14 protein-coding genes and 1 pseudogene are annotated in these 14,724 nt (G+C 63.1%); 4 read left to right on the top strand and 11 right to left on the bottom strand.

Annotated elements, in window-relative coordinates; genetic code table 11:
* Positions 1-6: 6 nt before the first annotated feature.
* The 3 genes and pseudogenes from PI93_RS20415 to PI93_RS25020 all read right to left on the bottom strand — a co-directional run.
* Positions 7-1,029: a flippase-like domain-containing protein gene (locus tag PI93_RS20415; protein WP_039369926.1), complete on the bottom strand. Its 1,023-nt coding sequence runs from the start codon at positions 1,027-1,029 to the stop codon at positions 7-9.
* Entirely contained in the window at positions 1,030-1,788 is a 759-nt protein-coding gene (locus PI93_RS20410; RefSeq protein ID WP_407945371.1) for a HalD/BesD family halogenase, read from the bottom strand.
* 51 nt (positions 1,789-1,839) lie between these two features.
* A pseudogene (locus tag PI93_RS25020) lies at positions 1,840-2,433 on the bottom strand (CDP-alcohol phosphatidyltransferase family protein); the annotation flags it as partial.
* Between the two features lie 505 nt (positions 2,434-2,938).
* Here PI93_RS25020 and PI93_RS20405 point away from each other — a divergent pair.
* Positions 2,939-3,694 carry an SDR family oxidoreductase gene (locus PI93_RS20405; RefSeq protein WP_039369929.1) on the top strand — a complete coding sequence of 252 codons (756 nt, stop codon included), beginning with the start codon at positions 2,939-2,941 and terminating at the stop codon, positions 3,692-3,694.
* Positions 3,695-3,818: 124 nt separating this feature from the next.
* Here the strand turns inward: PI93_RS20405 and PI93_RS20400 are convergent, their stop codons facing one another.
* The 7 genes from PI93_RS20400 to PI93_RS20370 form a co-directional block, all read right to left on the bottom strand.
* Positions 3,819-4,166 carry a hypothetical protein gene (locus PI93_RS20400; RefSeq protein ID WP_039369932.1) on the bottom strand — a complete coding sequence of 116 codons (348 nt, stop codon included), beginning with the start codon at positions 4,164-4,166 and terminating at the stop codon, positions 3,819-3,821.
* A 153-nt stretch (positions 4,167-4,319) separates the two neighbouring features.
* Complete coding sequence (locus PI93_RS20395) at positions 4,320-4,670, bottom strand: cupin domain-containing protein (RefSeq protein ID WP_039369935.1); 351 nt, start codon at positions 4,668-4,670, stop codon at positions 4,320-4,322.
* 59 nt (positions 4,671-4,729) lie between these two features.
* Entirely contained in the window at positions 4,730-5,569 is an 840-nt protein-coding gene (locus tag PI93_RS20390) for a siderophore-interacting protein (RefSeq protein ID WP_039369939.1), read from the bottom strand.
* Positions 5,569-6,216 (bottom strand): PadR family transcriptional regulator, encoded by a 648-nt coding sequence (locus PI93_RS20385; RefSeq protein WP_039369942.1) that lies wholly within the window; start codon positions 6,214-6,216, stop codon positions 5,569-5,571. Before PI93_RS20385 ends, PI93_RS20390 begins: the two co-directional genes overlap by 1 nt.
* A 376-nt stretch (positions 6,217-6,592) precedes the next feature.
* Positions 6,593-7,390, bottom strand: a complete 798-nt coding sequence (locus tag PI93_RS20380; protein ID WP_039370016.1) for a transporter substrate-binding domain-containing protein — start codon at positions 7,388-7,390, stop codon at positions 6,593-6,595.
* Between the two features lie 473 nt (positions 7,391-7,863).
* Positions 7,864-8,319, bottom strand: a complete 456-nt coding sequence (locus tag PI93_RS20375) for an HU family DNA-binding protein (protein ID WP_039370019.1) — start codon at positions 8,317-8,319, stop codon at positions 7,864-7,866.
* Positions 8,320-8,630: 311 nt separating this feature from the next.
* Positions 8,631-9,677 carry a hypothetical protein gene (locus PI93_RS20370; RefSeq protein ID WP_144400537.1) on the bottom strand — a complete coding sequence of 349 codons (1,047 nt, stop codon included), beginning with the start codon at positions 9,675-9,677 and terminating at the stop codon, positions 8,631-8,633.
* A gap of 273 nt (positions 9,678-9,950) precedes the next feature.
* On the opposite strand from PI93_RS20370, the gene PI93_RS20365 reads away from it, so the two are divergent.
* A complete protein-coding gene (locus PI93_RS20365) occupies positions 9,951-11,264 on the top strand; it encodes a sugar MFS transporter (RefSeq protein ID WP_236105774.1) in 1,314 nt (437 codons plus the stop codon).
* Positions 11,265-11,295: 31 nt separating this feature from the next.
* Here PI93_RS20365 and pagP read toward each other — a convergent pair whose 3' ends face one another.
* Complete coding sequence (gene pagP, locus PI93_RS20360) at positions 11,296-11,976, bottom strand: lipid IV(A) palmitoyltransferase PagP (RefSeq protein ID WP_158453318.1); 681 nt, start codon at positions 11,974-11,976, stop codon at positions 11,296-11,298.
* A gap of 706 nt (positions 11,977-12,682) precedes the next feature.
* Here pagP and PI93_RS20355 point away from each other — a divergent pair.
* Positions 12,683-13,669 (top strand): acetaldehyde dehydrogenase (acetylating), encoded by a 987-nt coding sequence (locus PI93_RS20355; RefSeq protein WP_191623379.1) that lies wholly within the window; start codon positions 12,683-12,685, stop codon positions 13,667-13,669.
* Between the two features lie 34 nt (positions 13,670-13,703).
* Positions 13,704-14,723, top strand: a complete 1,020-nt coding sequence (gene dmpG / locus PI93_RS20350) for a 4-hydroxy-2-oxovalerate aldolase (RefSeq protein WP_039369952.1) — start codon at positions 13,704-13,706, stop codon at positions 14,721-14,723.
* The last annotated feature ends 1 nt before the right edge of the window (position 14,724 follow it).

Below are 14,724 nucleotides of genomic sequence, written 5' to 3'. Positions count from 1 at the left end.
CCTTCTTTAGAGCGGTGCAGAATCCGTGGCAGCAGGCAGCGGCACGCTTTGTTGCGAGGCACGCTGGCGGCGCCAGCCACGTTCGGAGAAATGCAGATAGACGAGGCCTGGCACACCGAGCAACAGCTCGCGCGTGCGCTTGGCCAGCGAGAGGGCCAGCGCGGCGTCCGCCGGCAGGCCCACGAGCGGGGCGAGCAGCAGATAGCCGCCTTCCTGCACGCCGAGCGAGCCCGGCACGAAGAACGCCGCGCCGCGAATTGCCTGTCCGAGACTTTCGAGCAGCATCGCGTCGACCCAGCTCACCGGATGGCCGATGAATTGCAGGATCAGCCAGACTTCCACGGTCCCGACGATCCAGCCGACCAGGCTGAGCAAAAAGCTCCCGAGCACCTGACGGCGTTGGCCGTACATGCGTTGCACGATGTCGTCGACGGCGTCGGCGCGGTCGAGCAGCGACGACCAGTCGCGCTTGGACGACATCTTCGAGAGCATACGGAATGCCCAGCCGAAGATGCCACGCCGTTGCGCGACATAGAACGCGTAGAGCAGGGCGGAGACCAGCGCAGTGGCGAGCAGCATTGGCAGCCACAGACTGTCGGTTGTGCTTTGCGTGGCGCTGATGCCGAAGATGGCCAGCCCCAGCAGCGCAAAGACGATTTGCGCCACGGCTTGCAGTGTCGTGCTGACGGTGATGGCCGCTGCGGCTTCGCGACCGGCCAATCCGCGTTGCTTCATTTGACGCACCATCGCGATCGGCCCGCCGATCTGACCGGCCGGCAGCAGGCTGTTGACCGACTCTCCGACCCAGCGCGTGAGGGTGGCGCGGCGCAGCGAGCAGGATTTCGCCACCAGCACCTGAATGGCGGCGGCGTCGAGCACCAGCGGCACGAGATGGAAGGCGGCGATGGGCAGGAGTCCCCAGCCGGCGATCGCCAGCGTGGACATCACCGATCCCGTGCCCTGCCAGATCAGCAGGGCGACGAAAAGGGCGAAACCGAGGGTGAGAGATACGATGGCAGTCCGGTTCATTTAGCGTTTCGTCCGTCCCAGTAACTGACGAAACACCTGGCGGAAACCGAAGTAGGCGATGGCGTCTTTCATGTTCGAGATGAAGCGCTGCCATGAGCCCATGCGCGGGTCGGTCACATACTCGAACGTGAGCGAGATTCGCTCCTCGTTGTCGCCGAGCGGCGTGATCCGGTGATGCAGTTTGTCCCCGTCGAAAAACACCAGTGCGCCGGGCGGGTACGCCACGGCGCCATCGACTTGCGGCACGCCGGGATTACGGGTGTGCAGTCGGTATTCCAGCTTGCAACTCGATTGGTCCACCACGCCAAGCAGCAGCGTGTAGCGGCGGCCCTTGTAGTACGAGGTGTCGTAGTGCCAGCCGATGTGATCGCCCGGACGCGTGTAGTAATACAGCGCATACGCATGCGGGTCGTCCTGCGGCGAAGGCAGCAGCTTCTCGCCGGCCAGACGCTCCAGAAAGCGCATCAGGGCGGGCGAGCGGTACAACTCGGCCACGAACGGCGCCAGCTCGTCGAGCGTGTGGCGGCTAACGCTGCCGCCCTGCTTGTGACCGGGAAGGTAGTTCCGGTTCACGTTCGGTGTGACCGAACGCGCCGCTGCGATCAATTGTTCCGTCACCGTCGCCGGCAGGAACTTCTCAAGATAGATGAAGGCGTCCTGCGATTTGAATTCGCGGGTGACAGTGTCGAAGTCGACGGTGTCCAGCGCGCGCTCGATTTCCGCATCTGCCGCGAATGCCGCAGGCGTCATCGGCGTCATCGGCGTAAGCGGTGCTGTCGAGTCGTCATCGGCTACGTTGGCGGCCTTTTCGGTCTCGACCGGCAACGGGCGGCGCATGACGCGCACGTAGTCGGCGATCACGAGCAACGCAAAGATCGGCGCGCCGATGGCGGCGGCGATCAGGAAACCACGCGTGCCGTCGAACAACGTGACGAGCGGCATCAGGTAGAGCACGTCTTCCGTTTCGAAGCCACCGACCGACGCTTGCTTCGTGCCGACCTTGCCGACACGGTCTTCAATGCGCATGCGCAGGAAGAAGATCAGGGCCACCGCAATCCCGGCGATCCAGCCGAGTGTGAAGGCCGACAGGGGCACAGGCAGCGGGTAGTGATCGGGGGACGCCGCCGCCACGCCCATGCCGATGCCGCCGAACAGCAGCACGGTCACGAGAGCGTCCGAGGCGAGGTCGTACAGGTGGCCGATGCGGCTCGTCTTGCCGCTGATGCGCGCCAGTTCGCCGTCCGTGTGGTCGATGAAGTTCGACAGCACGAGCAGCAAGGCGCCCACATTGGCCATGGCATAGCTGCCTTGTGCAAATGCCCAGGTGCAGGCCAGCCCGACGATCAGGCGAAGCGTCGTGAGGTGGTTCGGACTCACCCGGGTATTGACCAGCGGCGTGACCATCCAGCGCGCAAGCCGGGCATCGTATTGACGCGGGCGCGGTGGCGCCGGGCGTGCGGTTTTGCTTGTGGCCGGCGCAGCAGCAGGCGCCGAAATGATTTTCGGTATCGTTTCCATGAGGGGGGAATATATACCCATAAGGCGGTAATGTGCAGTGCACCCAAGGGCTCTGTACCTACCGCGACAACCTTGACGATTCGGGCCATTGACGGGCGACAAACTTTGCACCGTACCGGTGTCCTGAACGTTTCGAGGGTCTCGCCAAATACGTTTTTACTACCTTAGGTTATCAGCGCACCAAGTGCGCGATTATATTCCGCAATACTCCATTTCGCTTTGGAGGTCCCAGGTGTCGTTTTGCCGCACCGGCAGCCGCCTGCACCAACGCTCGCGCCCGGTTCGGCTGGAAAAACGACAATGAGTCGGGATAGCGATCTCAGGACGTTGCGCGGATAATGACGGTCCCGATGGCCTCTTTTTGCGGCGTTTTCCGACCGCACATCTCCCAATGTCCCAAACGATTGCCATTCTGACTGGCGCCTCCCGTGGTCTCGGCGCGTCGCTCGCCCGCGGTCTGCTCGCCCCCGGCACCCATCTCGTGACGCTGGCACGCCGCACGGACGACGACCTCGCCGCACTGGCGAAGGCTCAGGGCGTCACGCTCGAACAAATCGCGGTGGATCTGGCCGACACGCAGGCTGCCGCTCAGGTTGCCGAGCGCATCTTCGCCGCGTTGCCGCGCGATGCCGGTCGCTATCTGCTGATCAATAACGCGGGCACGGTCAATCCGGTCGCCAACAGCGCGGCCCTGACGGATCCGGGCGCCATCGGTGCGGCATTCGCGCTGAACGTGACGTCCGTCATGCTCCTCACGGCCCGCTTTCTCACCGCCACGCAGGGGCTGAACGCCAAACGGCAGATTGTGAACATCTCGTCGGGCGCCGGCCGAAATCCGAATGCCGGCTGGGCCGTCTACTGCTCGACCAAGGCAGCGCTGGATATGTATACGCGGGTGGTGAACGCGGAGCATCGCGACCATGGGGTGCAGGCCGTGTCGCTGGCGCCCGGCGTGGTCGATACCGGCATGCAGGAGACGATTCGCAGCAGCAGCGTCGAGAGTTTTCCTGCGTTGGCACGTTTTCAGGATCTCAAGGCCACCGGCAAGCTCTCCTCGCCGGAAGACGTCGCCCGTCGCATTCTGGCGCTGACCGAGCGCGACGATTTCGGCCAGACCGAAATCGACGACATCCGCAACTACGCCTGATCCGGTTCGTCCGGCGCGAACGTTTGCCGTCGCCGCCCGGCGACCGACAATCCAAAAAAAGCACCGGCCAGCGATTGCCGGCCGGCGCCATCTTGTTTCGGCAGACGTCGGTGTGACGTGCCGCTTACTGCTCAGTGCTGGTGATGAAAACGCTGCCGTTGCGCTCCGGTGCGTACAGAATCAGGGTCGGTGTGTGAATGTCGAACGCGCGCTCACATGCTTCCCCATACGAATCGAATTGCACGGCCCAGGCACCGTTACGCACGTAGCAATGCGTGATGGTGTCGGTACGCCGGTCAAACTCCTGACCGAGAAACACGCCCTGCGTGTAACACCAGACGACGAACCCGTGAAAGTCTGCCTGCTCCGGTGCGCGAAACACGCGCCAGCGGGCATCGTCCCGCCCAGCCTGACGCGCCGTCGCGCCCGCTGCCCAACGCTCGAAGCCGTCGTGTCGTTTGCGTTGCTCCATGTCGTCGTACCCCCTTGGGTGAACCGCCCTCCGGGTGCCGAGATTCGACATCCCCGGGCGCGTTTTCATAGTCGGAATTTGTTCCTGCTATTTCTATCAGGCAATTCCGAAATACGGCAGGGAATTTCTCCAAAGGGGGATGGACGCAGGCCGTCAATCGTAGTGAATCGCCAGCCAGACGGTGGTTTCGCCCTGTGCCGTCCATGCCACGCGATGACGCCGGTGGCCGGCAATGTCGACGGCGTCGCCCGGGCCCAGCACGAGCGTCTGGTCAGGCGTGTCGGCGAAAACCAGGCCCGCGCTGCCGGCGAGCAACACCACCCACTCATGCTGCGCCTGGTCGTACCAGAAGCCCTCGGGTGATGCCTGACCGGTCGAGACAATGCGCTCGACCCGCATGCCCGGCCGGGCGATCAGGGTGTCGAATTGCTCGCCTGTCGTCGGATCGGGGGGCGACGGTAGGCCGGCAAACAGGTTCGTGTCGGGCAGCAGCGGCGTATCCATACGTATTAAGCGTTCTTTCTTGAGCGGGGGGTAGAAAGCATACACGCGCTGCCTCGTCCTCAATCGTCGAGATTTTCGTGGACGGCGGCGTCGCCACGTCGCCAATAGGCTGCGGCCTTTACCCATTTCGGATTGAGCCCGCGTGTGTCGACAAGATGGCGGCGCACGGCTTTGGCCACGCCGGCCTCGGCGGCCACCCAGACATGGACATCGCCATCGGGGAACGAGGCGACCTGAAGCGCGTCGATCAGAGCCGTGCTTTCGCCCGCCGGTTTGCCTTCGCGGTAGATCCACTCCACCACGACATCGGCCTGGCTTGCGAAGCGCAGGCGGTCGGCCGGACTATCGACTTCGGCGAAGACGAATGCCAGCGCGCCGGCGGGCAGTTCAGCCAGACGCCGTGCCATTGCCGGCAACGCCGTGTCGTCGCCGATGAGCACGTAGCCGTCGAAGTTCATCGGGATGACGAAGGAGCCGCGCGGTCCGCCTACGCCGATGCGATCGCCCGGTTTGGCCGAGCGGGCCCACTGCGTGGCGGGGCCGGAGTCATGCATCGCGAAATCGATCACGAGCGTTTTCGACGCCGCATCGTATTGTCGCGGCGTGTAATCGCGCATCAGGCGCGGCGCGTCGCCGGGGGCTGGTTTGGCCACGCCCTCGGCACCGATCGTCGGGAGGGCCAGTTCGCCGGTCTCGGGGTTGGGGAAGAACAGTTTGACGTGGTCGTCGAAGCCGGGGCTGGTGAAACCCTCGAGGTCGTTGCCGCCCAGCGTCACGCGCAGCATGTGCGGCGTGAGCGATTCGACGCTGCGCACTTCGAGCAGGCGCATGCGAAGTTCGTGGCGCACACGTTGCGGCGTGCGGTCGGGGACGGCGTTCGGTGCAGCGGTGTTTGGCATCAGAGTCGCTCCAGTTGTTGTGCGGCCGCGTCGAGAATCGCGGCGAACGCGTTGGCTTGTTCGGTCGTGAGCGGCTCGCCGCCCAGACGCAAATGCACGGCATATTTGAAGTTGTGCAGCGCGCGCATGACCTGCGGCGGCATGTCTTCCGAACGCTCGCGGCGCGCTGCGAGCCGTGCGAGCAGTTCCGTGACCGAGTCTTCGTTCTGCGCCAGATATTCGCGGCCGGTGTCGGTGATTTCGTAAGACTTGCGCTGGCTGTCGCCCGTGCTTTCCTGCACACGGATGTAGCCCATTTCCTCTAGCAGCGTGAGCGTCGGGTAGATCACGCCGGCGCTGGGGCTGTACGTTCCATTCACGCTCTCTTCGATGGCTTTGATGAGTTCGTAGCCGTGACGCGGTTGTTGCGCAATCAGATGCAGCAGCACGAGTCGCAGGCCGCCATGACTGAAAAGGCGGCCGCCACCGCGTCCGCCTCGACCACCTCGTTCGCCGCGCTCTGCGCGGGCTTCGTCGCCGCGGCCGTCACCATAGCCGTCGCCACCGCCGCGCCGTCCATGGCGCGTACCGCGCCGTTCGTCGCCAAAATCCATGCTGTCCAGGTCCAGCGGGCCTCGGCCCATGAAATCGCCACGTGATCCACGCATGATGCGACTCCCTATCGATGTAGTTGAGACATGTTTACGATATATCTAAATTGCATCGAAAGCAAAATTTTTTTGCGTAATGACCCTGGCGAAAGCGGGGAGATACCCTTGTGGCAGGGCTGCAGGGGAGATTTTCGAAGGAGGGATGTCGACGGAAGCTATATCGAAATGTGCATTTCGATATACCGATGTGGGACTTGTCGCGATGCGGGGAGGGGAAGCGTTTCTCGTAGCGCGGACGGATGTATTGCGCGGCGTGTTGCCGTCATCCGGCGGTCGCGAACCCGACATGGGAACGCGACGGCGGATTCGGGACGCCATCGCTAGGGGCGTGATTGTCGCGATTCGTGCAACGTGGGCCGTGCGCCGATGGCGCTTACGCCATCTTCGGCAGATCGGTCTCGAGCCACTTTCGATACAGCTTGTTCAACTCGCCGTTGGCCGTGTTGCGTGAAACGAAGTCGTTGATCGCCTCCAGCAACTCTGGCTGATTGGGACGCATCGCGATGCCCATCGCCTGTTGCAGCAGATTGAACTTCGGCTCGAACTGACCCGGCGCGCGCTGACGAATCGCATTTGCGACCGTCACCGAGCAGCCGATCGCATCGACCTGCCCGCTTAGCAGCGCTTGCATGGCGGAGGCATCGTCGTCGAATCGGCGGATCTCGGTGCCTTCGGGCGCCGTCTTGGTGACGGCCATGTCCTGAGTGCTCGCACGCGCCACGCTGACACGCACCCCTTTCAGATCGGCGGCGGACTTGATCGGTGCACCGGTCTTGCCGAGCAGCAGGATGGTCGCAGCGGCATACGGTTTGGAAAACTGAACCTGTTTGGCGCGCTCCGGCGTAATCGCGAGCGAAGCGACAAGCACATCGACTTTGCCGCTGAGCAGATACGGAATCCGGTTCGGTCCCGTCACGGGCATGAGGTTGAGCTTCACGCCAAGATCTTTGGCCAGCAGTTTCGCGACGTCGGCGTCGTAACCGTCTGGCTGCGCTTGCGCGTTCGTCGTGCCATACGGCGGAAAGTCGATGAGCATGCCGACGTTGATCGTGCCTTTCTTCTTGATGCCGGCAACGGTCTGCGCGTGAGCGGGCGTGGAGAAAAGCGACAGGGTGCCGGTGAGCCATCCACCGAGCGTGCCGCCGAGCGATCCGACGAACGCGGCTGGCATGGCAGCGACGCCGAGCGTGGCGAGAAAGCCGCGACGCGAATTCGTGTTCTCGGCGCCTGGCGTGGTGCGTCGGCTGGCCGGATGCGATGACACGTGTTGCGCTTGTACAGGGTGACGCGAAAACTTGCGAGTCATGCTGAGTCTCCTGAAGCTGCGAAGACATCGCCGAAAACGCCGGCTTGGGGTGCCAGGCGTGCTCTCTGCCGCTGGCTGACGGCTGTCCCGAGCGATGTTAGCGGGCGACACAAGACGCGTCCACTCCGCACAAACCCCAGCGAAAACCCTGAGTTTTCGTCGAACGGTGCAGCGCCACCGAAGTGATGAGGATGACGAAATCAGTCTCTCACGACACGCGAAACAAAATGGCGGACGAAAAAAAACGGTGCCGGAAACCGGCACCGTATTCAGGCCTTGCCTGCCAGGTCTGTGCAATTCACGCTGCCGTGAGTGCCACGGCGGCGCGAGCGCAAGACTTACTGGGCAGCGTCCTTGACCTTCTTCAGCGGGCGAACCTTCACGCGCACCGAAGCCGGCTTGGCCGGGAACCAACGCTCTTGACCCGTGAACGGATCCTTGCCGAAACGCTTCGCCTTGGCGGCGATTTGTTGCGACGTGACCTTGAACAGGCCATGCAGCGTGAATTCGCCAGCGCCCTTCTTGTGCAGCGAGCTGATGATCGTGTTCTCGAGCGCGGCCAGCACAGCCTTCACTTCCTTCACGGCGACAGCCGATTGTTCGGCGAGGTGCGCTGCGAGCTGGGTCTTGTTGAGCGAGTCCTTGATCGGCGAAATCTTGCCGGCGGCTGCCTTCGGAGCTGCCTTGGGAGCGGCCTTCGGGGCTGCCTTTTTCGCTACCGGAGCCTTCTTTGCTGCCGGAGCTTTTTTCGCCACAGGGGCCTTCTTTGCTGCTGCTTTCTTTGCCGTTGCCATATCGATCCAATCGATGAGAATAAGAAAGTGCCGTCGGAGAACGGCCACCCGAATGATACGTCTTGCTGCGCCGACGATTCTACCTAAGAAATCGCTTTGTGAGAGTAGTGCGCGAATTATGTTGCGTGCTTGCCGCACGAGGCTGAGCGACGATCGCGCTGCATTTCGACGTGTTTCGTTCGTCGCGTAGCGCTTCGTCGTTGCCATCGCGAATTTTCAGTGCGATTTTTCTCCGGCTTTCGTCGCATTTTTTTACGCGATTTTTGTGTGCATCCGAAGCGCCGCGAGCCAGCGCAATGTCCCGGAAACCCTTAGAAACGCTGCATTTCGCAGGTTTCGCAGCGACCGTCGCTGTTGCACCAGGCATCGGTGAGTGTCGTGCCGTCGGGGCCGAAAGTGATGTTGTGCTTCGCGCCGTAGCTGCCCGCGAGTTGCAGACGATCACCCGCAAGCGTGCCCTGAACGGTGGTGTGAACATTCGGTTCGACGTCGTCGACGCTGCCGGTGACTTGCGCGCCATTGAGCGCGAGTGCCATCAGTCGTGTCATCGGTGAGCCCCAAAAACCCCACCAGGGAGGTGCATTGGTGCACAGACCGCGCCAACGTCCCGACGGGTTCACCACGCGCAACGGTGCCGGTGCACTTGTTTGGAGCGCCGCGCCCGGGGGGATCGGTGGCGTGACGAGGGTGATGCCTGCGGGCGGCGGCGCATCGATGGCCGCGACGTCGCGCGCGACTTCCGGTGAACTGGCGTTCGTTGCGTTCACTGCATTGAGCCCCGCCGTGTCGCCAATGGTGCTCGGCGGCGGTGCGCTGGGTTGCGGCGCCGTTGCCGCGATGGCCGCGTTTTGCGACGCAGTGGCGGGGGGCGCGTAGGTGCTGACGTTGTTGCCGGGCGAGGGCGGCAATACGGCGGCCGGTGCCGCGCTGAATGTGCCGGGCGCACCGTCGACTCGCGCCATGTCGGGTGACAAGCCGTCGTTTTGTACCGGTGCGGACGCCGCGGCGCACACGTGGCAAGACATGTGAGACAGGCTATTGCGCGTGAGCGGGCGCGTGCCGTAGAGCCGCTGTCCGCCCTGAGCGCCGTCGCGCAGTATCGTGACGTAGGGCGTGTCGTCGAGCTGATAGTCGACCCTGGCGCACGAGGGCGCGTCGGTTTGCAGCATGACGTCGGCGGAGAATACGCCGTTGGCCGCGCGTGTCGGGAGCACCGACACGGAGGCCGAACAATCGGCAATGATCTGCGCGCAGTTGCACGCGGTGACCGGCGCGCGCGGCGCGCCACCGGACTGCGCATGCGCGTGCCCGGCGAAGCCGAGCATGCCGGCGACGAGCCATCCCGTCGCAACTCTCAAAGTCCTGAAACCCCGCATGATGTTTCCCCGAATGTGGCGGCATATCCTATGCCGCCGATAGTCGATCAAAAGACGTCGGCTGACAAGAGCCGAAAGCACTGAAAAACAAGGGGAAACGGGTGAACGAATGCGTATCGCGCGGCATCGCATGCCATCGCAGCGTCACGCAAATATGAGATTCCGCCCGTATCCCGGCATCGAAAGCGCGTTCTACACTGATGTGCATTGGCCCCTCTTTCAACGAGTCTTTACCGTTGGCTTCTGGAGACATGCATGCTTGTCGATCGCACGAATGCCCCCGGCCGTTCCGATTTACCGCTTCCCGACGACTCACCGACGTCTCCCATGCCCTCTGCGAATCGTGTGCTAGCAATGCTCGCGACGCTCTTCTTCGCGATGGGGCTCATTACGTCGCTGAACGACATTCTGGTGCCTCACTTCAAGGCGGCGTTCGCGCTGACATACCGCGACGCAGCGCTGATCCAATCCAGCTTCTTCGCCGCCTATTTCGTCGTGTCGTACCCCGCCGGGCAGTACACCGCGCGTGTCGGTTATCGGCGCGCGCTGGCCAGTTCCCTGTGGCTCGCCGGTCTGGGCTGCGCCCTGTTTTTCCCTGCCGCGGCACTTACCTCCTATGCCTGCTTTCTCGCGGCGCTTTTCGTGCTGGCGAGCGGCATCACATTGCTGCAAGTCGCGGTGAATGCCTATGTCGAGACGTTGGGCTCACGCGGTGCGGCTGCGAGCCGACTCACGCTCGTACAGGCGTTCAACTCGCTGGGCACCACGGTGGGGCCACCGCTTGCGGCCCTCTGGATCCTTGCACCGCAGGCCTCGAGCGCGACCGGTCACGCCGTCGACAGCGTTCGCGGCCCCTACGGGCTGCTTGCGGTAGTGCTTGCCATTGGCGGCGTGGTGCTGTGGCGGTTGACGCTGCCGGAACAGCGCGCCGGTGACGTATTGCCTCCCGGTTTGCTCGGCAACGTCCGCAGTTTGATGGCGCACCGTCCCTTGCGTTACGGCATCGTGGCGCTATTTCTTTATGTTGGCGCCGAGGTCAGCATCGGTAGCTTTCTGATCGTCTACCTGACGCAAACGGGCACGGGCATTCTCGACCATGCGCAGGCGAGCCGTTATCTCGCGTTTTACTGGGGCGGGGCAATGGTGGGGCGATTCGTGGGGGCGTGGCTGCTGCGAAAGGTGTCGCCGGGACGACTGCTGAGCCTGTGCGCGCTCTACAACCTGATGCTGCTTCTGGCGTCGATGGCCTTGCCCGCGTCGTTTGCGATGTGGTTGCTGCTGGCCTGTGGCCTCGGCAACGCGATCATGTTTCCGACGATTTTCTCGCTCTCGGTCGGCGGGCTCGGCTCGCGCGTGAGCGAGGGCGGCGGGTTGATCTGCATGGCCATCGTGGGCGGCGCAGTGTTGCCGTACTTGCAGGGAGCACTGGCGGACAGTGCCGGGATCGTGCTGTCGTTTCTGGTTCCGGCGCTGGCATACAGCTATATCGCCGGGTTCGGGGCATGGTGCGCACGCACCATGCCCGATGCAGACTCGAATGCCGCGCTCGATCAGCATGCAGCGACGTGAGGGGGCGCCACGACGCTATCGAGACTGACGATCAGCCTGGCTTGCCGAACGTGTAGCGCCCGAAGATGAACAGCACGTTGCCGTTGCCTTTGCCCCCGGGGACGTAGGCGGTCGAGACGGCGGCGCGCCCGATGCCGATCTCCGCGAGGGGCAGCGCGCCGGGGAAGGGAATGCCGCCCATGGTGTCGGATCGAGACATCAGAAAGACGGTGTAGCCGAGGCCGAATCGCACCGGTCCTGCATTCGCGATGTTCCAGATGCGGCCGTAACCTGCCATTGGCGACCAGTCGTTATGCGAGTCCTTGAACGCCATGGCGTACAACATGCGCGAGCCGTGCTTGCCATCGGACAGCACGCGGCCGTAGCCGAGGCCCCACGGATTTTCGTTGTACTGGTCGATCTTTTCACGGGTGTACGCGAAGCGCAGGTGATGCGTATGCAGCGGCACGTAAAGATCGCTGGCCCCTTGCGTGGCTACCTCGTGGAGTTCGTCGACGATGGCGCCCGTCCAGGTCGAAATGCCGCTGGGGGCATTGTCGGCATGTGCCGTGAGTGGCGAGACCCACATCAACGCGGCGCCGAGTGCGCTGAGTGCCTTGCGTGCCGCAAGCCCGCGGCGGCGATTGTGTGGCGAAGTCCGGGAGGATGAGGCAAGCGGTGCGAGTCGAATCGGTAGCGCGAGCCGCCCGGTGAATTGGGGGTTCGTAGGCATGGATGAGTGCGTCGTGGTTTGCGAGAAACGTGTCGATGGCAAGCGTCGACATCGTGCGGACGAATGCGGTGCGTCGGGCATTGGCGGTATCGCCTTCGATGTTTCGTGCGACCGGCATTCAAGAGTGACTAGACCTCCCGTCCATCGCAAAAGTTCGAAGCGCTGTCGGTTTGCGTGAATGCCCACTCGCGCAGCACGCATTGACCGAACCTGCTGCGCCGAGAAGTTGTCCTTTCGCGTCAATGAGATATCTCGGATATCGACGTGTTATGCACCGGGTTGTGAACAATTTCTGTGGATAACGTCGCCCGGTGCGGGCCTGAATCGCGAGGGCCTCCCGTCTTTCATTGACTGGCATTCAGTAAGACGCGAGAGCCCGCCGATGGGCGCAGCAAATGCGCGTCGCATTTTTCTCTCACCGGATCAACGACTTGAGTCGTCTATCCGCGAGTTGTCCACTGGCTTGCAAACAGATTCTGTGGATAACCCAACCCGACGTAAAGCCGCGCCACGCCTCGTTTTGCAGCACGTGGCACAACTTTCGCGCGCGGCAATTCTTCCCTGTCGAATCAGCCACTTGCCATGCTTTTCCGCAAGTTATCAACGGGCTTGTGAACAAAAAGTGTGGATAAGCTGCGTCTTTTGTTTATCTCAATATATGAGATCAATGTTTACATATTGACATTTAAGTTGTCGCGGAATTACGATGCGCCTCATACCGGTGGACGGACACGTTCAGGAGACGACAGTGACGGAACGACGCAAACAGAAAGTGGCGATCATTGGCTCGGGCAACATTGGCACCGACCTGATGATCAAGGTGATGCGCAATAGCGAGCATCTCGAAATGGGCGCGATGGTCGGTATCGACCCGGCCTCGGACGGCCTGGCGCGCGCGCAGCGGCTGGGGGTACCGGTGACGGCGGGCGGCATCGATGGCCTGCTGGAAATGCCGGGCTTCGAAGACATTCGCATCGCCTTCGACGCCACGTCGGCCAAGGCGCATGCGCATCACAACGAATTGCTGCAGGCGCGCGGCGTGCAAGTGATCGATCTGACGCCGGCCGCCATCGGCCCGTATGTGATCCCGTCGATCAACCTCGACGCGCATCTGGACGCCCGCAACATCAACATGGTGACGTGCGGCGGTCAGGCGACGATCCCGATGGTCGCGGCCATCTCGCAAGTGGCGAAGGTGCATTACGCGGAGATCGTCGCGTCGATCTCGAGCAAGTCGGCAGGCCCGGGCACACGCGCCAATATTGACGAGTTCACGGAAACGACCTCGAAGGCCATTGAAGTGCTGGGTGGGGCCTCGCGCGGCAAGGCGATCATCGTGCTCAATCCCGCCGAGCCGCCGCTCATCATGCGCGACACGGTGTTCGTGCTGTCGGAGCCGGGTGATCAGGCGGCCATCGAAGCCAGCATTCAGGCGATGGTCGACAAGGTGCATGCCTACGTGCCGGGCTACCGTCTGAAGCAGAAGGTGCAGTTCGAGCTCTTCGACGCGTCGCGTCCGCTGAACGTACCGGGCCTGGGCAAACTCACGGGGCTGAAGACTTCGGTCTTCCTCGAAGTGGAAGGCGCCGCGCACTATTTGCCGGCCTACGCGGGCAACCTCGACATCATGACCAGCGCTGCGCTGGCCTGTGCCGATCGTATTGCCGCCACCCGCCTGGCGCTTGCCGCTTGAGCGTCGCACGCGCTATCAGGAGACACACCTCATCATGACGCAGAAAAAGCTCTATATCTCCGACGTGACGCTGCGCGACGGCAGCCACGCCATTCGTCACCAGTACAGCATTGCCAACGTGAAGGCGATTGCCGCCGCCCTTGACGCCGCCCGCGTGGATTCCATCGAAGTGGCGCATGGCGATGGCCTCGCCGGTTCGAGCTTCAACTACGGCTTTGGCGCACACACCGATCTCGAATGGATCGCCGCGGTGGCCGAGACGGTCACGCATGCCAAGGTTGCCACGCTGTTGCTGCCGGGCGTGGGCACCGTGCACGATTTGCGCGAAGCCTATGACGCCGGCGCTCGCGTGGTTCGTATCGCAACGCATTGCACCGAGGCCGACGTCTCCCGTCAGCACATTGCCTATGCGCGCGAACTGGGCATGGACACCGTTGGCTTCCTGATGATGAGCCACATGACCACGCCGCAGCATCTCGCCGAACAGGCCAAGCTGATGGAGTCCTACGGCGCGACTTGCATCTATGTGGTGGATTCGGGCGGCGCGCTGAGCATGAACGATGTGCGCGAGCGCTTCCGCGCGTTCAAGGACGTGCTCAAGCCCGAAACGCTCACCGGCATGCACGCGCACCACAACCTGAGTCTCGGGGTGGCGAACTCCATCGTCGCGGTGGAAGAGGGCTGCGATCGCATCGACGCCAGCCTCGCCGGCATGGGCGCAGGCGCGGGCAACGCGCCGCTGGAAGTGTTCATCGCGGCGGCATCGCGTCTGGGCTGGAACCACGGCTGCGATCTGTACACGCTGATGGACGCGGCAGATGACATCGTGCGTCCGCTGCAGGATCGCGCTGTGCGCGTGGACCGTGAGACGCTGGCGCTCGGCTACGCCGGCGTGTACTCGAGCTTCCTGCGTCACGCGGAAGCGGCAGCGGCACGCTATGACCTGAAGACCGTCGACATTCTCGTCGAGCTGGGGCAGCGTCGCATGGTGGGCGGTCAGGAAGACATGATCGTCGACGTCGCGCTCGATCTGCTCAAGCGCCGCGCGGCATAAC

Source organism: Pandoraea fibrosis (assembly GCF_000807775.2).
Taxonomy (GTDB): domain Bacteria; phylum Pseudomonadota; class Gammaproteobacteria; order Burkholderiales; family Burkholderiaceae; genus Pandoraea; species Pandoraea fibrosis.
Note: the sequence above shows the minus strand (reverse complement) of the source record. Positions and strands in the feature narration are given on the sequence as shown.

What these genes read in the sequence shown, in the direction of transcription:
- PI93_RS20405 (WP_039369929.1), top strand. Translation starts at nt 2,939, where the DNA reads ATGTCCCAAACGATTGCCATTCTGACTGGCGCCTCCCGTGGTCTCGGC.
- PI93_RS20385 (WP_039369942.1), bottom strand. Translation starts at nt 6,216, where the DNA reads ATGCGTGGATCACGTGGCGATTTCATGGGCCGAGGCCCGCTGGACCTG.
- PI93_RS20390 (WP_039369939.1), bottom strand. Translation starts at nt 5,569, where the DNA reads ATGCCAAACACCGCTGCACCGAACGCCGTCCCCGACCGCACGCCGCAA.
- PI93_RS20415 (WP_039369926.1), bottom strand. Translation starts at nt 1,029, where the DNA reads ATGAACCGGACTGCCATCGTATCTCTCACCCTCGGTTTCGCCCTTTTC.
- PI93_RS20410 (WP_407945371.1), bottom strand. Translation starts at nt 1,788, where the DNA reads ATGACGCCGATGACGCCTGCGGCATTCGCGGCAGATGCGGAAATCGAG.
- dmpG (WP_039369952.1), top strand. Translation starts at nt 13,704, where the DNA reads ATGACGCAGAAAAAGCTCTATATCTCCGACGTGACGCTGCGCGACGGC.
- PI93_RS20355 (WP_191623379.1), top strand. Translation starts at nt 12,683, where the DNA reads ATGCGCCTCATACCGGTGGACGGACACGTTCAGGAGACGACAGTGACG.
- pagP (WP_158453318.1), bottom strand. Translation starts at nt 11,976, where the DNA reads ATGCCTACGAACCCCCAATTCACCGGGCGGCTCGCGCTACCGATTCGA.
- PI93_RS20375 (WP_039370019.1), bottom strand. Translation starts at nt 8,319, where the DNA reads ATGGCAACGGCAAAGAAAGCAGCAGCAAAGAAGGCCCCTGTGGCGAAA.
- PI93_RS20395 (WP_039369935.1), bottom strand. Translation starts at nt 4,670, where the DNA reads ATGGATACGCCGCTGCTGCCCGACACGAACCTGTTTGCCGGCCTACCG.
- PI93_RS20400 (WP_039369932.1), bottom strand. Translation starts at nt 4,166, where the DNA reads ATGGAGCAACGCAAACGACACGACGGCTTCGAGCGTTGGGCAGCGGGC.
- PI93_RS20380 (WP_039370016.1), bottom strand. Translation starts at nt 7,390, where the DNA reads ATGCCAGCCGCGTTCGTCGGATCGCTCGGCGGCACGCTCGGTGGATGG.
- PI93_RS20365 (WP_236105774.1), top strand. Translation starts at nt 9,951, where the DNA reads ATGCTTGTCGATCGCACGAATGCCCCCGGCCGTTCCGATTTACCGCTT.